The sequence below is a fragment of the Kitasatospora sp. NPDC096128 genome (genome assembly GCF_040303105.1).
GTDB lineage: Bacteria > Actinomycetota > Actinomycetes > Streptomycetales > Streptomycetaceae > Kitasatospora.
On record NZ_JBEOSP010000018.1, the window covers coordinates 35,506 to 57,302 of the forward strand.

Sequence of the window (21,797 nt, forward strand, 5' to 3'; positions counted from 1 at the left end):
GGCTGCGGGGGTCTCGGGAGTCTCGGGCTGGTCGCCTTCGGGACGGTTGTCGTCGACCACTGGTGGTCAGTTTCCTTTCACGCGGACTGGTACGTGCGGGGCCTGGTTCGCAGGCGTCACACGTCCAGGAAGCGGACGTCCTTGGCGTTGCGCTGGATGAAGGACCGGCGGGCCTCGACGTCCTCGCCCATCAGCACGGAGAACAGCTCGTCGGCGCGGGCGGCGTCCTCCAGGGTGACCTGGAGCAGCAGCCGGTGCTCGGCGTCCATGGTGGTGACCCGGAGCTCCTCGGCGTTCATCTCGCCGAGACCCTTGAAGCGCTGGATCGCGTCGTCCTTGGGCAGCCGGCGGCCGGCCTCGGCGCCGGCCGCGATCAGCGCGTCGCGCTCGCGGTCGGAGTAGGCGTACTCGAAGTCGTCCTTGCCCCACTTGATCTTGTACAGCGGCGGCATGGCGAGGTAGACGTACCCGGACTCGACCAGCGGCCGCATGAAGCGGAACAGCAGGGTCAGCAGCAGGGTGCGGATGTGCTGCCCGTCGACGTCGGCGTCCGCCATCAGGACGATCTTGTGATAGCGGAGCTTGGACTCGTCGTAGTCCTCCTGGATGCCGCAGCCGAAGGCCGAGATCAGCGCCTGGACCTCGGTGTTCTGCAGCACCTTGTCGATCCGGGCCTTCTCGACGTTCAGGATCTTGCCGCGGATCGGCAGGATGGCCTGGGTGCGCGGGTCGCGGCCCTGCTTGGCCGAGCCGCCGGCGGAGTCACCCTCGACGATGAAGATCTCGCACTCGGAGGGGTCCTTGGACTGGCAGTCCGAGAGCTTGCCCGGCAGCGAGGCGGACTCCAGCAGGCCCTTGCGGCGGGTGAGGTCGCGGGCCTTGCGGGCGGCGACGCGCGCGGTGGCGGCCTGGATGGACTTGCGGATGATGTCCGAAGCCTCGGTGGGGTTGCGGTCCAGCCAGTCGTTCAGCTGCTCGTGGACGACCTTCTGGACGAAGGTCTTCGCCTCGGTGTTGCCGAGCTTGTCCTTGGTCTGGCCCTCGAACTGCGGCTCGCCGAGCTTGACCGAGATGATCGCGGTCAGGCCCTCGCGGATGTCCTCGCCGGAGAGGTTGTCGTCCTTCTCGCGGAGCAGCTTCTTGTCCCGCGCGTAGCGGTTGACCAGACCGGTCAGCGCCGAGCGGAAGCCCTCCTCGTGGGTGCCGCCGCCGTGGGTGTGGATGGTGTTGGCGAAGCTGTAGACCCCCTCGGTGTAGGAGGAGTTCCACTGCATCGCGATCTCCACCGAGATCGCCTTGTCCTTGTCCTCCGCCTCGAAGTCGATCACCGAGGGGTGGACGACCTCGCCCTTGCGGGAGTTGAGGTGGGCGACGAAGTCGGCGATGCCGCCGTCGTACTTGTACGTGACGGAGAGCGGCTTGCCGTCCTCGTCCACGTGCTCGGGGCGCTCGTCGGTCAGCGAGATCGACAGGCCCTTGTTGAGGAACGCCATCTCCTGGAAGCGCCGGGAGAGCGTCTCGAAGGAGTAGACGGTGGTCTCGAAGATGTCGGGGTCGGCCCAGAAGGTCACCGTGGTGCCGGTGCGGTCGGTCTCGGCGCCCTTGACCAGGGCGGCGGTCGGCGCGCCCATCTTGTAGTCCTGGGTCCAGATGTGGCCGTCCTTGTGGATCTCCACCGAGAGCCGGGTGGACAGCGCGTTCACCACCGAGACGCCGACGCCGTGCAGACCGCCGGAGACGGCGTAGCCGCCGCCGCCGAACTTGCCGCCCGCGTGCAGGACGGTGAGCACGACCTCGACGGCGGGCTTGTCCTGGCCGGGGACGATGTCCACCGGGATGCCGCGGCCGTTGTCGACGCAGCGGATGGCGCCGTCGGCCATGATCGTGACGTCGATGGTGTCGGCGTACCCGGCCATCGCCTCGTCGACGGAGTTGTCCACGACCTCCTGCACCAGGTGGTGCAGGCCGCGCTCACCGGTGGAGCCGATGTACATGCCGGGGCGCTTGCGGACGGCGTCGAGGCCTTCCAGCACCTGGATGTTGCTACCGGTGTAGGAAGACTGGTCGGTCTGGTCTGGGGTCTGGCTGGGGTTGCCGGAATCGGCCACGAAGCGCCCTCTCTGGCACAGCGCGGGCCGCATTCCAGCCCCGTGCGGGCGGGCGTGCGACCACGGCGTTTCGACTCGGTTGCCACTAGCAACAGTGTTTGGCTCTCAGTCTACCGGTACGACTGACAGAGATGGGCGTTTGGCAGCCCTTGAAGGCAGATATGCCGCCCTGAATCCCCTCGGGACGTGTCCCGATACTCGCCCCGGGGGCCCGGGGCGCCTGGAAGGGCCGTCAGGGGTTCCGGAAGATCGTGGTCCGATCCCGATCGGAGCGGACCACCGCCGGCCGGGCTCAGCCCCAGGTGTCGCCCGGCCCCTTGCTCCCGGGCGCGCGCAGCCGGCCGTAGCCGCGGGCCGGTGCGGCCGGACCGAGCACCTTGATGGTCCGGACCGTGCCGTGGCCCAGCTCGTGGTTCAGACGGGCCACCAACTGCCGTGCCAACCAACGGAGTTGGGTGGCCCATGCGGTGGAGTCGCACTGCACGGTGAGCACCGCTTCGGCCTCGTCGTAGGAGGAGGGGTGGCAGTGCGCGGCGATGTCCGGGCCGACGATCTGCGGCCAACGGCCCATCACCCCGCCGACCGCGGCCGAGGACTCCCAGCCGCGCTCGGTCAGCAGCCGGTTCAACGCCGCGCCCAGCGGGACCGGGTCGCGGCCGTCCGAGCGGGCGCCGCTGCGCAGCCCGTGCCGCTTCGCCTCGCGCTTCTGCTGGACCTGCTCACCGCGCTGACGGGCCTGGGCGCGGGCCGCCCGCAGGGCGGACCGGGCGAGGTCGGCACCGGTGGGCGCGGCGGCGCCGGGGCCGGGGGAGGTCTCCGCCGAATCGCTCACGGCGATCTCCTTTCCCCAGCCTGTGGACAACCCGATGAGCCGTCCAGCCTACGGGAGCGCGCGCACGCCCGACGTCGGCACCTGCCGCGGTGCGGGTGGGGGCGGGAACGGGGTGGACGGGGGATCAGGCGTCGACCCTGCGCACGGCGCCGTCGGAGACCGCGAACCGGGCGCCGACCAGCGCCTTCGGCACGTCCTCGGCCACCGCGGCGGTCACCAGCACCTGCTCCCCGTCGGCCACCAGTTCGGCCAGCCGGTCCCGGCGGGCGGCGTCCAGCTCGGCGAAGACGTCGTCCAGGATCAGCACCGGCTCGCCGCCGTCGGCGCGCAGCAGCTCGTACGAGGCCAGCCGCAGCGCCAGCGCGAACGACCAGGACTCACCGTGGCTGGCGTAGCCCTTGGCGGGCAGCGGGCCCAGCTTGAGCACCAGCTCGTCGCGGTGCGGGCCGACCAGGGTGATCCCCCGCTCGACCTCCTGCTTGCGGACCGCCTGCAGCGCCGCCAGCAGCTGCTCCTCGGCCTGCTCCCGGCTGCTCGGCAGCTCGCCCTCGAAGGAGCTGCGGTACTCCAGCACGGTCTCCCCGCCGCCCGGGGCCACCCGGCCGTACGCCCCCGCCACCAGCGGCTGCAGGGCGGCCACCAGCTGGATCCGGAAGGCCGTCAACTCGGCCCCGGCACGGGCCAGATGGCCGTCCCAGACCTCCAGGGTGGACAGGTCGGCGCCCTTGCCGCCGCCGGCCCGGCGGGCCATTGCGGCGGTCTTCAGCAGGGCGTTGCGCTGCTTGAGCACCCGCTCGTAGTCCTGCCGGACCCCGGCCAGCCGGGGGGCCCGGGCGGTCAGCAGCTCGTCCAGGAAGCGCCGGCGCTCACCCGGGTCGCCCTTGACCAGGCTGAGGTCCTCGGGGGCGAACAGCACGGTGCGCAGCAGGCCCAGCACGTCGCGCGGGCGGACGTTGTCCGAGCGGTTGATCCGGGCCCGGTTGGCCTTGCCGGCCGTGAGCTCCAGCTCGACCAGGGTGGAGCGGCCGCGGTCCACCACCGAGGTGCGGATGACCGCCCGCTCGGCGCCCAGCCGGATCAGCGGGGCGTCGGTGGCCACCCGGTGGCTGCCCAGGGTGGCGACGTAGCCGATCGCCTCGACCAGGTTGGTCTTGCCCTGGCCGTTGGGCCCGACGAAGGCCGTCACGCCCGGGTCGAGGGGAACCTCGGCCCGGGCGTACGACCGGAAGTCGGCGAGCGACAGGTGCGCGACGTGCATGGCTGTGGACTGCGCCCGCCTTCTGTGTCTGGGGCTACCCGGGGAACGGCCCCCGGGGCCCCGGCCGGTTCTCGGTTACTTGGACTCGACCGCGTGGCCGCCGAACTGGTTGCGCAGCGCGGCGATCATCTTCATCTGCGGCGAGTCGTCCTGGCGGGAGGCGAACCGGGCGAACAGCGAGGCGGTGATCGCCGGCAGCGGCACGGCGTGGTCGATCGCGGCCTCGACGGTCCAGCGGCCCTCGCCGGAGTCGGCGGCCCAGCCGCGCAGCTTGGCCAGGTGCTCGTCCTCGTCCAGGGCGCGGACGGCGAGGTCCAGCAGCCAGGAGCGGATGACGGTGCCCTCCTGCCAGCTGCGGAAGACCTCGCGCACGTCGGTGACCTCGGGGGCGGCCTCCAGCAGCTCCCAGCCCTCGGCGAAGGCCTGCATCATCGCGTACTCGATGCCGTTGTGGACCATCTTGGCGAAGTGGCCGGCGCCGACCGCGCCCGCGTGCACCGAGCCGAAGTCGCCCTCGGGCTTGAGCGCGTCGAAGACCGGCTGGACGCGGGCGACGTGCTCGGCGTCGCCGCCGTACATCAGCGCGTAGCCGTTCTCCAGGCCCCAGACGCCGCCGGAGACACCGCAGTCGACGAAGCCGATGCCCTTGGCGGCCAGCGCCTCGGCGTGCTTGACGTCGTCGGTCCAGCGGGAGTTGCCGCCGTCCACCACGACGTCGCCGGGGGAGAGCAGCTCGGCGAGCTCGTCGACGGTCGCCTGGGTCGCGGCACCGGCCGGAACCATCACCCAGACCACGCGCGGGCCCTGCAGCTTGGAGACCAGCTCCTGCAGGCTCTCGACGTCGGAGATCTCCGGGTTGCGGTCGTATCCGATGACGGTGAGGCCGGCGCGGCGGATCCGCTCGCGCATGTTGCCGCCCATCTTGCCGAGACCGATGAGGCCGAGCTCCATGACCAAATCCTTACTGTGGGGACGTGCCTGGCGGCGGCGCCGTTGCCGCACTCCCCGAGCCTACGCTTCCGTCGGTTCCGGACTCGGCGGGGCCGGGCCGACCGGGGGAGACGTCCACAGGCTGTGCACAGCGGGTGTGCACAGCCTGTGGGTAACCGATCGGGCGACCGATCAGAACGGCGATCGGGTCGGACGGGCGGTCAGCCGGAGAGGCGGACCGGCATGATCAGGTACTGGTACGCCTTGTCCTCCTCGGCGTCCACCGCGACCTTGCCGCTGAGCAGGGCGGGCTTGGTCGGGGTGGTGAAGCTCAGCTGGGCGAAGGGGGAGTCGATGGCCTTGAGGCCCTCCTCCAGGTAGCCCGGGTTGAAGGCGATCGAGATGTCGTCGCCCTCGAGGTCGGCCTCGATCCGCTCGGTGGCCTGGGCGTCGTCGCCCGAGCCGGCCTCCAGGGTCAGCACGCCCTGCTCGAAGTTCAGCCGGACCGGGGTGTTGCGCTCGGCGACCAGCGAGACGCGCTTGAGCGCCTCCAGGAAGGGTTGGGTCTGGATCGCGGCGACCGCGCTGAACTCGGTCGGGAAGAGGCTGCGGAACTTGGGGAACTCGCCCTCCAGCAGCCGGGTGGTGGTGCGGCGGCCGGCGCCCTCGAAGCCGATCAGGCCCTCGCCCGCGCCGCCCGAGGAGAGCGCGATGGAGACGGTGTCGCCGCTGCCCAGGGACTTGGCGATGTCCTGGAGGGTCTTGGCGGGCACCAGGGCGACCGCGGAGATGTCCGACTGCTCGGGCTTCCACAGCAGGTCGCGGACGGCGAAGCGGTAGCGGTCGGTGGCGGCCAGGGTGATCCGGTCGCCCTCGATCTCGACCCGGACACCGGTGAGCACCGGCAGGGTGTCGTCCCGGCCGGCCGCGACGGCGGCCTGGCTGACCGCGGAGGCGAAGACGTCACCGGAGACGGTGCCGGTGGCGGTCGGCATCTGGGGCAGCGCCGGGTACTCGTCCACGGGCAGGGTGGGGAGGGTGAAGCGGGAGCTGCCGCAGACCACGCTGACCCGCTGGCCGTCGGTGGAGATCTCCACAGGCCTGTTGGGAAGGTTGCGCGAGATGTCGTTGAGCAGGCGACCGGAGACCAGGACGGTGCCGGCCTCCTCGACGTCCGCCTCGAGCTCGACCCGGGCCGAGACCTCGTAGTCGAAGCCGGACAGCGCCAGGCTGCCCTCCTGCGCGGTCAGCAGCAGGCCGGCCAGCACCGGCACCGGCGGCCGTGCCGGGAGGCTGCGGGCAGCCCAGGCCACCGCCTCCGCGAGGACGTCACGCTCCACCCGGAACTTCACCGGTAACCGCCTCCTGGATCGAGCGCTCCCGCTCGCACTCTGGTTTGTCTGATCTTGATCGTCGGTCCGCCTGTCCGCCGAGCTCTACCACTCCGCTTCCAGTCGCAGAGGACAGTCTGACGTACTCCGCCGACAGACGGGGCAGACGGGCGGAAGCAAACCCGAACAGATGTCGGGGCGCGGTTGTCCACAGATTTCGGGACCCCCCACTTTCAAAGCAGGTTCACGGTCTATCTGTGTAGCGGTAGTAGTAGGGCCTGTGGAAACCGTGGATAACCCTGTTTCCGCAGGTCAGCGCCCGAATTTTGTCCACAGTGGGTGTGGACGGCGGCTGTGGACGGACAGGGCCCGCTGTGGACAGCCGAGCGTTACCCACAGGGCACGCAGGGTATCCACAGGTTATCCCCAGGGCTGTCCCCAGATCCGGGCCCGGTTATCCACGGGCGCCGGTCAACTTTTCGTGACGCCTTTCACACCAGGGTATGAACGGCGACCCAAGGTTGTCGAACTGTGGACCCCGCTGTGGACAACCTGGGGATAACCGCCCAGGTCCTGGGGACAACCGGTGGATAACCCGGACGGCCCACTGGCGGCCCGTCAATTGTCCACACCCTGTGGATAACCGTTGTGCACAAGTCCACAGGCACCTGACCTGCGCGGAAGAGCGTAGCGGTGACGGGCCTGTGGACGAATTCTGGATAACTCCGGACTCCCCAGCCTGTGGACTGTGCAGAAGGGGCCCGTCCTGTGGACAACGGCCCTGCGCGCCAGCGGTTTTCGAATCACCGGTCAGTTGTTCGGCGCGGGCTGTGGACTGGTGGAACGTCCGTCGCCCGGATCCATGCCCAGCCGCGGGCCGGCGCACACCTGTGGAAACGGCGGAAGGGCGTCAGGATCGCTCCTGACGCCCTTCCGGGGCCCTGTGGTCGCCCGCCCCAACTCGCGGCGGGCGGCTAGCTCTTGATGCGGTTGGTCAGTTCGGTGACCTGGTTGTAGATGGAGCGCCGCTCGGCCATCAGCGAGCGGATCTTCCGGTCCGCGTGCATCACCGTGGTGTGGTCGCGGCCGCCGAACTGGGCGCCGATCTTCGGCAGCGAGAGGTCGGTGAGCTCCCGGCACAGGTACATGGCGATCTGCCGGGCCGTCACCAGCACCCGGCTGCGCGAGGAACCGCAGAGGTCGTCCACGCCGAGGCCGAAGTAGGCGGCGGTCTGCTGCATGATGACCTGCGCGGTGATCTCCGGGCCGGCGTCCTCGTCCCCGCCGGGGATCAGGTCCTTGAGGACGATCCCGGCCAACTCCAGGTCCACCGGGGCCCGGTTGAGGTTGGCGAAGGCGGTCACCCGGATCAGGGCGCCCTCCAACTCCCGGATGTTGCGGGTGATCCGGGACGCGATGAACTCCAACACGTCGGCGGGAGCGTTGAGTTGTTCCTGGATCGCCTTCTTGCGCAGGATCGCGATCCGGGTCTCCAGCTCCGGCGGGGTGACGTCGGTGATCAGACCCCACTCGAAGCGGTTGCGCAGCCGGTCCTCCAGCGTAGTCAGCAGCTTGGGCGGCCGGTCCGAGGACAGCACGATCTGCTTGTTCGCGTTGTGGAGGGTGTTGAAGGTGTGGAAGAACTCCTCCTGGGTGGACTCCTTGCTCGCCAGGAACTGGATGTCGTCCACCAGCAGGATGTCCATGTCCCGGTAGCGGCGGCGGAAGGTGTCCGCCTTGCCGTCCCGGATCGAGTTGATGAACTCGTTGGTGAACTCCTCCGAGGACACGTAGCGCACCCGGGTGCCCGGGAAGAGGCTGCGCGAGTAGTGCCCGATGGCGTGCAGCAGGTGGGTCTTGCCCAGCCCGGACTCGCCGTAGATGAAGAGCGGGTTGTACGCCTTGGCCGGGGCCTCGGCGACGGCCACCGCCGCCGCGTGGGCGAAGCGGTTGCTGGCGCCGATGACGAAGGTGTCGAACAGGTACTTGGGGTTCAGCCGGGCGGCCGGCTCGTCCTTGCGGGAGCCGCCGGCCGGGGGAGCGCCGGGCGGGGCGGGTACCCCGGGGACGGCGGGGCGCTCGGTCGGCGGCTCCGCGGCCGACTTCTCGGCCGGGCGGCCGCCGGAGGGCCGGGCTCCGTGCCCGCGGCGGCCGGCACCGGTGCGGGGCTGCTCGCCGGGGCCGGGGCCGTAGGCGCCGCCGAAGAGGTCGCCCTGGGTCGTCGAGGGCGGGCTGGGCAGGTGCCGCGGCGCCTGGCGGGGCGAGGGCTCCTCGGGCTCGTGGTACGGCGCCTGCTGCTCCTGGTAGCCGGGCCAGGGCTGGGCCGGCTGGCCGCCGTAGGGGGCGGGGCGCTGCTCGTAGCCGCCGGTGTCGTAGCGGGGACGCTCGTAGTCCTGCTCGTACGGCTGCTGGTAGCCCTGGTCGCCGTAGCCGGAGTCCTCCTCGACCGGGCCCGGGTAGGGCTCGGCGGGGGGCTGGGCGCCCGGCGCGGGGGCGGTGGGGACGGCGTTGGCGTCGACCATCACGGCGATCCGGACGGGTCGGCTGAGCTCGCGGCTGAGCGCGTCGGTCAGCTGCGGCAGCAGCCGACCCTCCAGCACCTGCTTGGCCCGCTCGTTCGGGGTCGCCAGCAGGGCGGTGTCGTGCATCATCCACATGGGCTGGGTGCGCTGCACCCACTGCTTGTCCATCTCCCCGACATCGGGGTCGTTGACCAGCCGCTCGACGACCCTCGCCCAGACCGGGACGAGGTCGCTGTTGCCATCAGCCACTGGTGCACGCTTTCGAAGAACAAACCAGACAAGTCCTGCAACGGTAGTCAGCGAACAGGGACGGATCAAGTCGTTGTCCACAGGCTGTGGGTAAACGGCTCCTCTGAACGGCTGGTTTGACCCTCGTGCCCCGTCCCGCGTACCGTAACCAGGTCGAGTTGTCGATGGCCGCTGCCGCATGTCCGCGGGTCCACCCGCTCCATAAGGCGCGCAGCACGGGCGCCGTGGATTGCCTCAGACCCCAGCCGAACTGGGGCGATGGGCCGGATTTCCGAATTCCAGGGAGATCACGCGGACGCACGGTGACGGCCAAGCGACACCCCGTCATCCTACGATTCACCTCAGGAGCCCCCGAGTGAGCAAGCGCACCTTCCAGCCGAACAACCGTCGTCGCGCCAAGACCCACGGCTTCCGGCTGCGGATGCGTACCCGCGCCGGCCGCGCCATCCTGGCTGCCCGCCGTGGCAAGGGCCGCGCCAGCCTGTCCGCCTGATCCGCACCAGAGTCTGTTGTGCTGCCCACCGAGAATCGGCTGCGGCGGCGCCAGGACTTCGCGACCGCGGTGAAACGCGGTCGCCGGGCCGGCCGGCCCCTTCTGGTCGTCCATCTCAGCAGAGAGGGCGACCCGCAGGGGCAGACCGACCGGACCAGCGACTCCCGCCCGCACGTCGCCGAGGGGACTCCTTCGGCGCGTGCGGGTTTCGTCGTGAGCAAGGCCGTTGGCCCGGCGGTCGTCCGCAACCTGGTGAAGCGCCGGTTGCGCCATCTCGTTCGTGATCGTCTGTCCAGGCTGCCCGCCGGTAGCCTGATAGTGGTGCGCGCGCTGCCCCAGGCCGCGACCGCCTCGTACCAGGAGCTGGAACGCGACCTGGACGCGGCGCTCAAGCGGCTGCTGAGGGCCGAGCCCACCGCCACGGCGCCGACGGGAGCAGGGCGATGAAGTACCTGCTGATGGGTCTGATCAGGGTCTACCAGTGGACGATCAGCCCACTGCTCGGTCCGGTCTGCCGCTACTACCCCTCCTGCTCGCACTACGGCTACGAAGCCGTGAAGGTGCACGGGGCGGTCAAGGGCGGCGGACTGACCGTGTGGCGCATCCTCCGTTGCAACCCCTGGTCACCTGGCGGGGTGGACCACGTCCCGCCCCGCAAGCACCCGGTGTGGCACCGCCGGCTGCGTGATCTGCTGAGCCCCAAGAGCGGGACCGCCGAGCCGGAGCCGGTGGCGAAGCCCGATGCCCAAGGAGTCTGACCGGTGACCTTCGGTTTTCTGAGTCCCCTCTACACAGCGGTGTCCTGGATCATCGTCCAGTTCCACGCGCTGTACAGCAACGTCTTCGACCCGGACGGTGGCTGGGCCTGGGGTCTGGCCATCGCCTCGATGGTGGTCGTCATCCGGATCTGCCTGATCCCGCTCTTCGTGAAGCAGATCAAGGCGACCCGGGCCATGCAGGCGATCCAGCCGAAGATGAAGGCCATCCAGGAGCGCTACAAGAACGACCGGCAGCGCCAGTCCGAAGAGATGATGAAGCTGTACAAGGATGCGGGTACCAACCCGTTCTCCAGCTGCCTTCCCATCATCGTTCAGGCGCCGTTCTTCACCGCCCTCTACGGCGTGCTGTCCAAGGTCGCCAAGGGCCAGGACATCGGCGTGATCCACGGCTCCCTGCTGGTGAGCGCCGGCAAGGCGCACATCTTCGGCGCCCCGCTGTCCGCGACCTTCCTCGGCAGCCCCGAGACCAGCGTCAAGATCGTCACTGCGGTGATGATCGTGATGATGTCGCTGTCGCAGTTCGTCACCCAGCGCCAGCTGATGACCAAGAACGTCGACCTCACGGTCAAGACGCCGTTCATGCAGCAGCAGAAGATGCTGATGTACGTCTTCCCGGTGATGTTCGCCGTCATGGGCATCAACTTCCCGGTCGGTGTCCTGGTCTACTGGCTGACCACCAACGTCTGGTCGATGGGCCAGCAGCTGGTCGTCATCCGCAACAACCCGACCCCGGGCAGCAAGGCCTTCGAGGAGCGCCAGGCGCGGCTGAAGAAGGCCGGCCGACTGCGTCCGGACGGTTCGGAGATCAAGGGCGCGCTCTGGGGCATGCTGCCCCCGTCCAAGGCGGCCATCGCCGAGGCGGCCTCCGCCGCCGCCGTGGTCGAGGAGTCGGTCCGGGCGAGCCGCCAGCAGCCCCGCCGCCAGACCAAGGCCCAGCGCCAGCACGGCGGTGCCGCCCAGGCGACCGAGCCGAGCGAGGACACCCGGGTCGAGCAGCCCGCCGAGGACGCCGTCCCGGCGGACTCCGGTGCCAAGGCGACGGCCGCCAAGCCGGCCGCGGCCAAGCCCGGCGGCACCAAGCAGGGCACCCGGCAGCAGCCCAAGCGTGGCGGCCAGCGGCCGAAGAAGAAGTCCTGACCGACTTCTGCGAAGAGCTTCGTTCCCCGCCCGCCAGCCGGGCCCCATCTCCGAAGGAGTCCATCAGTGACGGAAGGCACCACCTCCGCCGTCGAGGCCGAGGACGTCGCCAGCACCGACGAGAGCATCGTCACCCGCCTGGAGCAGGAGGGTGACATCGCGGCGGACTACCTGGAGGGTCTGCTCGACATCGCGGACCTCGACGGTGACATCGACATGGACGTCGAGGGCGACCGCGCCCTGGTGTCCATCGTCAGCGACGGCAACGACCGCGCGCTGCAGCGCCTGGTCGGCCAGGACGGCGAGGTGCTGGAGGCCCTGCAGGAGCTGACCCGGTTGGCCGTCCACCGGGAGACCGGCGAGCGCAGCCGTCTCATGCTGGACATCGCCGGCTTCCGGGCCCGCAAGCGCGAGGAACTGGCCGTTCTCGGGACCGAGGCCGCGGAGCAGGCGAAGAGCAGCGGCGAGCAGGTCAAGCTGCGGCCGATGACGCCCTTCGAGCGCAAGGTCGTTCACGACGCGGTCGCGGCCGCCGGTCTGCGCAGCGAGTCGGAGGGCGAGGAGCCCCAGCGGTGCGTGGTCGTGCTGCCGGCCTGAGGCCGTCGGGACGATGACCGGCCGCCGCGGCGACCGGTGAGTATGGCCGAACGCGACCCCGTCCGCCTCGTGCGGACGGGGTCGTTGTTCCTCCTGGGATGTTTCACGTGAAACAGTGCGTTGAGCGGGTCGGTGGATCCGGAGATCGGAGAGGTCGAGATGGACACGGAGAGCGCGGCCACCGGCCGTCCGGGGGCGGACGTGAACCCTGACGCGGAGGAACGGGCCGAGGTGCCCGAGCTGGACGTGCTGGCCGAGGCACCGGCGGCCGCCAGAGAGGTCTTCGGCGACCGCTTCGACGCCGCCGTCCGCTACACCGAGCTGCTGGCCACGGCGGGGGTCAAGCGCGGGCTGATCGGACCCCGCGAGGTGCCCCGACTGTGGGACCGCCACGTCCTCAACTGCGCGGTGCTGGCCGAGCTGCTGCCGACCGGCTCCACCCTGTGCGATGTCGGCTCCGGGGCCGGCCTGCCCGGCATCCCGGTGGCGCTGGCCCGCCCGGACGTCTCGGTGACCCTGCTGGAGCCGCTGCTGCGCCGGACCACCTTCCTGGAGGAGGTCGTCCGGGAGCTGGGGCTGGAGAACGTCACGGTGCTCCGCGGCCGCGCCGAGGAGATGATCGGCAGGCTCGCGGTGGACGTGGTGACCGCCCGGGCCGTGGCGCCGCTGGACCGACTGGCCGGCTGGGGGATGCCGCTGCTGCGTCCGCACGGGCAGATGCTGGCGCTCAAGGGCGACAGTGCCGAGCAGGAGCTGGCCGACTCGCGCGCCGGGCTGGCCAAGCTGGGCGCCGTGGAGTGGAGTGTGATCTCGGTCGGCGAGGGCACCCTGGAGACCTCGACCCGGGTGGTCCAGGTCAAGGCGGGAGAGAGCCCCGGCGGGGTGAAGGCCGCGACCAAGCGGGCCAAGGCGGCCCGGGCCGGCCGCAATGCCGGCGTCAAGAACGGCGATCGCGCCCGCGGCGGGCGCCGCCGCGGCACCCGCTGAGGTCCTCGGTACGGAACGACGGGCGGACGGCTCCCCTCGACAGGGGGGAACCGTCCGCCCGTCGTCGTTCAGGTGACCGACGGGCCGAGATCGGAACACCGGAGTGTCGCAACGTCAGATTTCCGGCATAGCGGGCATGGTGTTTCACGTGAAACGTCGCTCCCTCCTCTCAGGAATCCTAGGTCGCGGCCGGGCTGCGACTGTTGCCGCTCCGGTTTCACGTGAAACACTGAGCCCCATGCAGGACTCGGAGACCATCGACCAGATCGATGACACGCCCATCGCACGGGCTGCCCAGGCTGCGGTTCAGGCGATCGGCCGAGCGGGGGAGGGGCTGCCCCGGCCCGCCGCCACCCGGGTGATCGTGGTTGCCAACCAGAAGGGCGGGGTGGGCAAGACCACCACCACCGTGAACATGGCCGCCTCGCTGGCCATGCACGGGCTGCGCGTCCTGGTGGTCGACCTCGATCCCCAGGGCAACGCCTCGACCGCCCTCGGCATCGACCACCACGCCGAGGTGCCGTCCATCTATGACGTCCTGGTCGAGGGCAAGCCCCTGGCCGACGTGGTCCAGCCGGTCGTGGACGTCGAGGGGCTCTTCTGCGTCCCCGCCACGATCGACCTGGCCGGCGCCGAGATCGAACTGGTCTCGCTGGTCGCCCGGGAGAGCCGGCTGCAGCGCGCCATCGCCGCGTACGAGCAGCCGCTGGACTACATCCTGATCGACTGTCCGCCCTCGCTGGGCCTGCTGACGGTCAACGCCCTGGTGGCCGGTCAGGAGGTGCTGATCCCGATCCAGTGCGAGTACTACGCGCTGGAGGGCCTCGGCCAGCTGCTGCGCAACGTCGAGCTGGTGCGCGCGCACCTCAACCCCACGCTGCACGTCTCGACCATCCTGCTCACCATGTACGACGCCCGGACCAGGCTGGCCGCCCAGGTCGCCGAGGAGGTCCGGACCCACTTCCAGGCCGAGGTGCTGAGCACGGCGATCCCGCGCTCGGTCCGCATCTCGGAGGCGCCCAGCTACGGGCAGACGGTGCTGACCTACGACCCGGGCTCGACCGGGGCGCTCTCGTACCTGGAGGCCGCCCGCGAGCTTGCGCTGCGCGCGGTGGGCCAGGGCGGCTCGTTGGTGGGTCAGCAGCGGGACGGCAGCGGTACGGGGCACGGCGCCCCGATGGCACAGCACGGTACGACGGAGGGTCATCAGTGAGTGGTCGCAGGGGTCTGGGACGAGGGCTCGGGGCGCTGATCGGCCCCGCAGCGCCGGCCGACGGCGGGGCGGCTCAGCCCGCTGCCGCCACGTCCGCGCCGACCTCGGTGGTGGCGACCGGCACGACGTCGCCCGCCTCGGTACCGGTGCTGCCGGGCGGCCGCGCCACGGTGGCGGCCCGGGCGGCGGTCGGACGGCAGGCGGAGCAGCCGGCGCCGGTCCCCGGGGCCTCCTTCGCCGAACTGCCGCTGGACGCGATCACCCCCAACCCGCGCCAGCCGCGGGAGGTGTTCGACGAGGACAAGCTGGCCGAGCTGGTGGCCTCCATCAAGGAGGTCGGCCTGCTCCAGCCGATCGTGGTGCGCCAGGTCACTGCCGAGCGCTACGAGCTGATCATGGGCGAGCGCCGCTGGCGGGCCTCCCGTGAGGCGGGGCTGGAGCGGATCCCGGCGATCGTCCGGGCCACCGAGGACGACAAGCTGCTGCTGGACGCCCTCCTGGAGAACCTCCACCGGGCCGAGCTCAACCCGCTGGAGGAGGCGGCCGCCTACGACCAGCTGATGCGGGACTTCTCCTGCACCCACGAGGAGCTGGCCGACCGGATCGGCCGCTCGCGGCCGCACGTCTCCAACACCCTGCGGCTGATGAAGCTTCCGGCGTCCGTCCAGCGCCGGCTGGCGGCCGGCACGCTGACGGCCGGGCACGCACGGGCGCTGCTGCCCCTGACGGATCCCGAGACCCAGGAGAAGCTGGCCGCGCGGATCATCGCGGAGGGCCTCACGGTGCGCAACGTCGAGGAGCTCGTCGTCCTGATGCGCTCGGAGGAGCCGCAGGAGGCGAAGCGCCAGGCGCCCAAGGCCGGCAAGCTCATCTCCCCGGCGTTCAACGACCTGGCGAGCCGGCTGTCGGACCGCTTCGACACCCGGGTCAAGGTCGAGGTGTCGCAGCGCGGCGGGAAGCTGGGCAAGGGCAAGGTGGTGCTGGAGTTCGGTTCGGTCGAGGACCTGAACCGGATCCTGGACAGCATGGCTCCGGGCGAGGACGGTCTGCGGCTGTCGCAGGGCTGAGCCGGTCACCCGGACCGGGGGCAACGACCCGATGGGTGCATGTGCCACGTGAGCGCTGTTTCACGTGAAACATGCGCCCATCGGCGTTCGTGGGGGCATGCTCGACCGTGAAAGGGAGGAGGAGGTGCGGGCCATGGGACGCCGGATCGCTCCGCTGACGCTGGACAACCTCGCGGACCTGCCGACCGGCTGCCGCTCCTGCGTGTTCTGGGAGCTGGACCCGGTGAGCGCCAAGGAGGCGGTGGAGTCGGGGAAGCCGGAGCTGGAGAAGGAGGGCTGGATCTCCGCGGTGCTGCTGGAGTGGGGGTCCTGCGGTCGGATCGTCTACGTGGACGACCAGCCGGCCGGCTTCGTGCTCTACGCGCCGCCCGCGTACGTACCCCGCTCGCAGTCCTTCCCGACCAGCCCGGTCTCGCCGGACGCCGTTCAGCTGATGGTCAGCCGGGTGCTGCCGGGCTACCAGCGCCAGGGGCTGGGCCGGGTGCTGGTGCAGACCGTCGCCAAAGACCTGGTGGGGCGCGGGGTGCGGGCGATCGAGGCCTTCGGCTCGGCGGGCCGGGTGCCGATCAGCTGCGTGCTGCCGGCCGACCACCTGCTCGCGGTCGGCTTCAAGACCGTACGGCCGCATCCGCGTTACCCGAGGCTGCGGCTGGAGGCGCGGACCACGCTCTCCTGGCGCGGCGACGTGGAGGGGGCGCTGGAGCGGCTGCTGGGCGGCGGGCGGAAGGAGCCGGCCCTACGGCCGTTCTGAGCCGGAAGACGACGGCGGCGGGGCTCCCCCAGAAGGGGAGTCCCGCCGCCGTTCGGTCGGTGACCGGGGGACCTAGAACAGGCCGTCCAGCTCGCGCAGCAGCGCGGCCTTCGGACGGGCGCCGGTGATCTGCTTCACCGGCTGGCCGCCCTTGAAGAGGATCAGCGTCGGGATCGAGATCACGTTGTACTCGGCGGCGGTCACCTGGTTGGCGTCCACGTCGAGCTTGGCGATGGTCAGCTTGTCGCCGTGCTCGGCCGCGATGTCCTCCAGGACCGGGGCGACCTGGCGGCACGGGCCGCACCAGGTGGCCCAGAAGTCGACCAGTACGGGCTTGTCGCTGTCCAGGACGTCGGACTTGAACGTCGTGTCGGTGACGGTGGTGGTGGCGCCGGCCACGGGGACTCCTCGGGTTCGGACGGAGAGGGCTGCTGCCAGGTGAACAACGGGCGGGCCCGTTCTGTTTCTGCCTGGCCGGGGCGGAGGTGTTTCACGTGGAACACCCCCGCGGGGTTCGGTCGGGGCGGGCCGGTGGAGGGGCCGGCGGGGGAGAGGGGTCAGACCGCGACGGCGGTCTTGTTCTCCACGTCGTCCAGCGCGGCCAGGTAGCGCTCGGCGTCCAGCGCGGCGGAGCAGCCGGTGCCGGAGGCGGTGATGGCCTGGCGGTAGGTGTGGTCCACGACGTCGCCGGCGCCGAACACGCCCTCGACGTTGGTCCGGGTCGACGGGGCGTCGACCTTCAGGTAGCCCTCGGCGTCGAGCTCCAGCTGGCCCTTGAAGAGGTCGGTGCGCGGGTCGTGGCCGATCGCGATGAACAGACCGGTGACCGCCAGCTCGCGGGTCTCGCCGGTGGTGGTGTCGCGCAGGGTGACCCCGGTCAGCTTCGGGTCGCCGTGGATGGCCTCGACGGCGCTGTCCCACTCGAAGCGGATCTTCGGGTCGGCGAAGGCGCGCTCCTGCATCGCCTTGGAGGCGCGCAGCGAGTCGCGGCGGTGGATGATCGTGACGCTCTTGGCGAAGCGGGAGAGGAAGGTCGCCTCCTCCAGGGCCGTGTCACCGCCGCCGACCACCGCGATGTCCTGGTCGCGGAAGAAGAAGCCGTCGCAGGTCGCGCACCAGGAGACGCCGCGGCCGGAGAGCTTGTCCTCGTTCGGCAGGCCGAGCTTGCGGTGCTGGGAGCCGGTGGTGACGATCACGGCACGGGCCTTGTGCACGTTGCCCTCGGAGTCGGTGACGGTCTTGACCTCACCGCTGAGGTCGACCGCGACGATGTCGTCCGGGATCAGCTCGGCGCCGAAGCGCTCCGCCTGCGCCCGCATGTTGTCCATCAGCTCGGGGCCCATGATGCCGTCCCGGAAGCCGGGGAAGTTCTCGACCTCGGTGGTGTTCATGAGCGCGCCACCGGCGGTGACGGCCCCCTCGAAGACCAGCGGCTTGAGGGAGGCGCGGGCCGTGTAGAGCGCGGCCGTGTAGCCTGCCGGGCCGGAACCGATGATGATCACGTTACGGACGTCGCTCACTGCTTCTCCTGGTTCGCATCGCGACCCGCGTTAGCTGCGGGGAGGGCGGTCCTGCTCCGCCGCCCGGGACAACGACTGACCAGTCTCTCGCATTCCCAGGCGGATCAGTACCAGGCGCCCGGACTCCGGAAGCGGCGTGCCGCCCTGGTCGTCGATCGCATGGGAACGGCCGTCCGGCGGCCGGGGAGCGGTCGCTCAGCGTCCGGGGACGGTCCGGTGCAGGAGGACCGGGCCGCAGTCGGGGGAGCGCAGGTAGACGTCCACGGAGCCGGGCCGGCCGACGGCCGGGTAGACCAGGACGTCCACCGGGGCGCCCTGGTAGCTGCCCCGGTCGGTGGCCAGCGGGGTGCCCGGGTCGGGGGCCGGGCAGGCGCTCGGCGAGGCCGGGCCGGCGAGCTCCGGCCCGGCGCCGTCGGCGGGCGCGGCGCCGGATTTGGCGGGCCCGGTGGCGCGCAGCCCGGGTTGGGCGGCGGACCGGTCCAGCAGTTGCCGGACCTGGGCGGCGAGCTGGTCCTCGCGGTAGTCGGTGCCGGGGCCCGCCACGTGCGGGGTGCGGGCGCTCAGGTCGCCGGGGGCGCCTGTCGAGACGGCGGAGGCGGTGGTGGCCGGGGTGTCGGCGCGGTTCAGCAGCAGTGCTCCGCCGAGGCCGACGGCGGCCAGCGCGGCGGCCGCGCCGAGCAGCAGGGCGAACCTGCGGCGGCGCGGTCGGGGGCGCCCGGGGCCGGAGGCCGCGGTCGGGCGGGCCGGGGGCGCGGAGGGGGCCGCGGCGGCCCGTACGGGCGGGGCCGGGGTGTCCCTCCGGTGGGCGGTGGCGGGGGCCTCCTGCGGGCGCCGTGCGGCGTCGCTGCGGGCGGCCTCCGAGCGGGCGGCCTCGGCGAGGGTGGCGTCCAGTCGGGCCGCGACGTCGGCGGGCATCGGCTCGGGCTCGACGGCGCCGAGCAGCGTCCGCACCTCGGCCAGTGCCTCGGCGGTCTCGCGGCACTCGGCGCAGCCGTCCAGGTGCCGCAGCAGCGTCCGGGCGGCCTCGGCGGGCTCGACCAGGCCCTCGGAGAGGTCGGCGAGCTCCTCGACGGAGGGGTGGGCGTCGGCGGGTCCGGGGGAGGAGAGGGGGGCGGTCATCGCGTGCTCGCGTCTCCTTCCAGCATCGTGCGGCCGGTGCTCGTGCCTGTCCCTGTGACGGTGCGGGGGCCCGTCGGGTTCCCCCGGGTGTCGCCCGGCGGGGGCGGGGCTCCGCCGGACGGGCCGGGGGCCGCGCGCCCCGACGCCCGGCGGGCCGGTGTTTCACGTGAAACGTTCCGCCCGTCGTGCGTTCCGTCGTGCGTTCCGTCGCGGGCTCCGTCATCGCTCTCGCGCAGGTGTCGGACCAGCGGGAGCAGACGGGCCCGGCCGCGGGCGCAGCGGCTCTTCACCGTGCCCACCGGGACGCCCAGCAGCTCGGCGGCTTCGGCGACCGGGTAGCCCTGCATGTCGACCAGGACCAGCGCGGCCCGCTGCTCGGGGGGCAGTTCGGCGAGCGCCGCGGTCAGCTCCCGGTGCACCTCGGCGCGGACCACCGGGGAGTCGGCCGGCTCGGCGCTGCCGACCAGGCCGTCCAGCCGCTGGGGGTCCTCGTCCAGCGGGGTGGTGCGCCGGGTGGCGCTGCGCCGGGCGCGGTCCAGGCAGGCGTTGACCACGATCCGGTGCAGCCAGGTGGTGACGGCCGAGCGGCCCTGGAAGCCGGCGGCGGCCCGGAAGGCGGAGACCAGGGCGTCCTGGAGGGCGTCCGCGGCCTCCTCGCGGTCGCCCAGGGTGCGCAGGGCGACCGCCCAGAGGCGGTCCCGGTGGCGGTTCACCAGCAGGCCGAAGGCCTCCCGGTCGCCGGCGACGTGCCGGGCGAGCAGCGTCGCGTCGTCGTCCGCCACTGTCACCCCTTGTCCCTACGGGTCGTTCCGGTGCGTGGACCGTGCGGTCAGCCGGAGACCTTGACCTCGGCAACGTGGCCGCGGTACCTGCCGTCGGAATCCTTGTTCAGAGAGGTCAGCCAGATCAAGAGGTAACGCGTGGTGACCGGCGTGTCGAGGGTGTAGTCGACGTTCACGCCGGACTTCTTGGCCGCGACGACCGTGAAGCTCTCCGGCCTGGACGCGGTCGGGTTGGCAGCGGCGGTCGCGTTGGGCACTCGCACCTCTGCGGCCTGCTCGCCGTCCTTGAACAGGACGTTCACCGAGGAGACCGGCTGCGGCGAGCCGAGGTCGATCATCAGCCCTGTGCCCGACTTGAGCGCGGGCGGCTTGGGACCGAGCTGGTCGACGTACCAGCCGGTGGTCCAGGCGGTGTTCGGGTCGCCGTCGACGGCGTTCTTGACGCTGTCGGTGCCTTCGGGTCCGTCGCCCAGCGGGTTGTACGACTCCGCGCCCTTGATCTGGATCGGCACCGGGGTGTGGGTCGTCGGGCGCGCGCTGCTCGGGGCGGTGCTGCTGACCGAGGTCTGCGGGGTGGCGACGGCCTGGCCGTTGTTGCGCAGGCTGCCGACGAACTGCCAGGAGGCGACGCCGATCGCGCCCAGGGCGACGGTCCAGGCGGTGGCCTTGACCACCCGGCGCAGCCGGCGCCTGGTGCGCCGGGCGGCGGTCGGCCGGGAGGAGGGCGGCAGCGGGGCGACCGCCGGGTCGGCCACCCGGGTGGGGTTGGGCGCGGTCGGGAGGGCGTGGGTGTTGTGCCGGGGCGGGGTCGGGAAGGCCGGCAGTTCGGGCTCGGGCTGCCGGATCCGGGGCAGCTGGGCGATCGCCCGGACCAGCTCCTCCGGTGTGGTGATCGGCTCGGCGTGGTGCGGCGGGTGGTCGAACAGGGCGCGCGCGGCGAGTTCGGACAGCCCCTTGTGGACGCCCGCGCGGACCTGGTCCGGCGCGGCGTTCTGCAAGCCCTTGGGCAGGCCCCTGAGGTCGTAGCGGTCCTCGGGGTACGGCCACCGGTGGGTGAGCGCGGCGAACAGCAGGGCGCCGATCGCCCGGGTGTCGGTGCGCTGGGCGTCCTCGGTGGAGTCCTCCGGGGGCAGCCCGCGCAGGGCGGCGTCCACCGCGATGCCGTTGATCCGGTACTGGCCGCTGTCGGTGCGCAGCACGCAGCGCGGGGTGAGCCGCAGGTGCGCCTTGCCGCGGCGGTGCGCGGCGGCGACGGCGTCGGCGACCTGGCGGACCATCTGGTACGCCTCGTGCGGTTCCATCGGGCCGTTCGCGAGCAGCCTGGCGAGGTCGGAGGCGTGGGGCAGCCACTCCCGTACGACGTAGACCAGCTCGTTCTCCTGGACGGCGTCCAGCACCTGGACGAAGCGCGGGTCGCCGAGCAGGGCCGCGGACTTGGCGGCGGCCAGCACCTTGCGGGCGCGCTGGTGGCCGGAGGCCATCAGGTGGACGCCGACGGCCCGGCGCAGCTTCTCGTCGACGGCGCGCCAGCTGCTGAAGGTCTCGGTCTGGGAGATGCACTCCTCGAGCAGGTAGCGGTTGCCGATCTTGTCGCCGCTGTGCCGCATCGGCGCGGGGAGGGTGCGCGGGAGGGTGGCGGTGTCGCGCGGGTCGACCGTGGGCTGGGGGTCGGTGGGGCGGCGCTTGTCGGCGGCGGGCTGCGGTGCGGCAGCGGGCTTCTTCCGTGCGGAGCCGGCCGCCAGCTCGGCGGCGATCTCCTGGACCGAGAGCGGGGCGGTGATCTCCGAGGTCTCCTCGCTCACGGAGGACTCCGGGGCCGGCTCGGCGTCGGCGCCGTCCGGGTCCTTCCCGTCGTCGGCCGCGGAGGAGGCCGTGGAGGGGGTCTTGGCGGAGTCCGTGGAGGAGTCCGTGGAGGAGTCCGTGGGGGCGTCCGCGGAGGGGGCGTCGGCGGAGCTCGCCGGGGCGGTCTTCCCGCCGCCGAGCTCGTCGATCGCCGCGGCCAGCGCGGCTTCGTCCGCCGCCGCGTCAGCTGCTGACGTGTCGACGACCGCCTTGGTGCCATCAGCCACCGTGGTCCTGCCTCCCCTTGTGTCGCCCCGGCCGAGAGAGTCGCTGGAGCCCG

The 21,797-nt window shown here is 71.8% G+C and carries 20 protein-coding genes; 9 read left to right on the forward strand and 11 right to left on the reverse strand.

Annotated elements, in window-relative coordinates; translation table 11 throughout:
* Positions 1 to 116: 116 nt before the first annotated feature.
* From gyrB to dnaA, 6 genes are all read right to left on the reverse strand, one after another.
* Positions 117 to 2,141 (reverse strand): DNA topoisomerase (ATP-hydrolyzing) subunit B, encoded by a 2,025-nt coding sequence (gene gyrB / locus ABTY61_RS21000; RefSeq protein ID WP_350506528.1) that lies wholly within the window; start codon positions 2,139 to 2,141, stop codon positions 117 to 119.
* Positions 2,142 to 2,400: 259 nt separating this feature from the next.
* Positions 2,401 to 2,940: a DciA family protein gene (locus tag ABTY61_RS21005; protein ID WP_350506529.1), complete on the reverse strand. Its 540-nt coding sequence runs from the start codon at positions 2,938 to 2,940 to the stop codon at positions 2,401 to 2,403.
* Positions 2,941 to 3,064: 124 nt separating this feature from the next.
* Positions 3,065 to 4,198: a DNA replication/repair protein RecF gene (gene recF, locus ABTY61_RS21010; protein WP_350506530.1), complete on the reverse strand. Its 1,134-nt coding sequence runs from the start codon at positions 4,196 to 4,198 to the stop codon at positions 3,065 to 3,067.
* 75 nt (positions 4,199 to 4,273) lie between these two features.
* A complete protein-coding gene (gene gnd, locus ABTY61_RS21015; RefSeq protein ID WP_350506531.1) occupies positions 4,274 to 5,149 on the reverse strand; it encodes a phosphogluconate dehydrogenase (NAD(+)-dependent, decarboxylating) in 876 nt (291 codons plus the stop codon).
* A 200-nt stretch (positions 5,150 to 5,349) separates the two neighbouring features.
* Complete coding sequence (gene dnaN, locus ABTY61_RS21020) at positions 5,350 to 6,480, reverse strand: DNA polymerase III subunit beta (RefSeq protein ID WP_350506532.1); 1,131 nt, start codon at positions 6,478 to 6,480, stop codon at positions 5,350 to 5,352.
* A gap of 953 nt (positions 6,481 to 7,433) precedes the next feature.
* Entirely contained in the window at positions 7,434 to 9,230 is a 1,797-nt protein-coding gene (dnaA, locus tag ABTY61_RS21025) for a chromosomal replication initiator protein DnaA (protein ID WP_350506533.1), read from the reverse strand.
* A gap of 355 nt (positions 9,231 to 9,585) precedes the next feature.
* Between dnaA and rpmH the strand changes: the two genes are divergently transcribed.
* From rpmH to ABTY61_RS21070, 9 genes are all read left to right on the forward strand, one after another.
* Positions 9,586 to 9,723: a 50S ribosomal protein L34 gene (gene rpmH / locus ABTY61_RS21030; protein ID WP_030059672.1), complete on the forward strand. Its 138-nt coding sequence runs from the start codon at positions 9,586 to 9,588 to the stop codon at positions 9,721 to 9,723.
* 18 nt (positions 9,724 to 9,741) lie between these two features.
* Positions 9,742 to 10,170, forward strand: a complete 429-nt coding sequence (gene rnpA / locus ABTY61_RS21035; protein ID WP_350506534.1) for a ribonuclease P protein component — start codon at positions 9,742 to 9,744, stop codon at positions 10,168 to 10,170.
* Entirely contained in the window at positions 10,167 to 10,481 is a 315-nt protein-coding gene (gene yidD, locus ABTY61_RS21040; protein ID WP_316522234.1) for a membrane protein insertion efficiency factor YidD, read from the forward strand. The genes rnpA and yidD overlap by 4 nt, the downstream gene beginning before the upstream one ends.
* Positions 10,482 to 10,484: 3 nt before the next feature.
* Positions 10,485 to 11,639: a membrane protein insertase YidC gene (gene yidC / locus ABTY61_RS21045; protein WP_350506535.1), complete on the forward strand. Its 1,155-nt coding sequence runs from the start codon at positions 10,485 to 10,487 to the stop codon at positions 11,637 to 11,639.
* A gap of 66 nt (positions 11,640 to 11,705) precedes the next feature.
* Positions 11,706 to 12,236: a Jag family protein gene (locus ABTY61_RS21050; RefSeq protein WP_502895383.1), complete on the forward strand. Its 531-nt coding sequence runs from the start codon at positions 11,706 to 11,708 to the stop codon at positions 12,234 to 12,236.
* Positions 12,237 to 12,395: 159 nt separating this feature from the next.
* Entirely contained in the window at positions 12,396 to 13,223 is an 828-nt protein-coding gene (gene rsmG, locus ABTY61_RS21055) for a 16S rRNA (guanine(527)-N(7))-methyltransferase RsmG (protein WP_350506536.1), read from the forward strand.
* A gap of 265 nt (positions 13,224 to 13,488) precedes the next feature.
* Positions 13,489 to 14,436: a ParA family protein gene (locus tag ABTY61_RS21060; RefSeq protein WP_350506640.1), complete on the forward strand. Its 948-nt coding sequence runs from the start codon at positions 13,489 to 13,491 to the stop codon at positions 14,434 to 14,436.
* Positions 14,433 to 15,503 carry a ParB/RepB/Spo0J family partition protein gene (locus ABTY61_RS21065; RefSeq protein ID WP_350506537.1) on the forward strand — a complete coding sequence of 357 codons (1,071 nt, stop codon included), beginning with the start codon at positions 14,433 to 14,435 and terminating at the stop codon, positions 15,501 to 15,503. The genes ABTY61_RS21060 and ABTY61_RS21065 overlap by 4 nt, the downstream gene beginning before the upstream one ends.
* A gap of 133 nt (positions 15,504 to 15,636) precedes the next feature.
* Entirely contained in the window at positions 15,637 to 16,254 is a 618-nt protein-coding gene (locus ABTY61_RS21070; RefSeq protein ID WP_350506538.1) for a GNAT family N-acetyltransferase, read from the forward strand.
* 72 nt (positions 16,255 to 16,326) lie between these two features.
* Here the strand turns inward: ABTY61_RS21070 and trxA are convergent, their stop codons facing one another.
* From trxA to ABTY61_RS21095, 5 genes are all read right to left on the reverse strand, one after another.
* Positions 16,327 to 16,653, reverse strand: coding sequence for a thioredoxin (trxA, locus tag ABTY61_RS21075; protein ID WP_350506539.1), 327 nt, complete (start codon positions 16,651 to 16,653; stop codon positions 16,327 to 16,329).
* A gap of 158 nt (positions 16,654 to 16,811) precedes the next feature.
* Positions 16,812 to 17,774, reverse strand: coding sequence for a thioredoxin-disulfide reductase (gene trxB, locus ABTY61_RS21080; RefSeq protein WP_350506540.1), 963 nt, complete (start codon positions 17,772 to 17,774; stop codon positions 16,812 to 16,814).
* A 195-nt stretch (positions 17,775 to 17,969) separates the two neighbouring features.
* The gene (locus ABTY61_RS21085) at positions 17,970 to 18,893 is read right to left on the reverse strand and encodes an RsmA family anti-sigma factor (protein WP_350506541.1); all 924 of its coding nucleotides are present in this window, start codon (positions 18,891 to 18,893) and stop codon (positions 17,970 to 17,972) included.
* Positions 18,890 to 19,675, reverse strand: coding sequence for an RNA polymerase sigma factor SigM (gene sigM, locus ABTY61_RS21090; RefSeq protein ID WP_350506542.1), 786 nt, complete (start codon positions 19,673 to 19,675; stop codon positions 18,890 to 18,892). The genes ABTY61_RS21085 and sigM overlap by 4 nt, the downstream gene beginning before the upstream one ends.
* Before the next feature lie 47 nt (positions 19,676 to 19,722).
* The gene (locus ABTY61_RS21095; RefSeq protein WP_350506543.1) at positions 19,723 to 21,744 is read right to left on the reverse strand and encodes a protein kinase family protein; all 2,022 of its coding nucleotides are present in this window, start codon (positions 21,742 to 21,744) and stop codon (positions 19,723 to 19,725) included.
* Between the last annotated feature and the right edge of the window lie 53 nt (positions 21,745 to 21,797).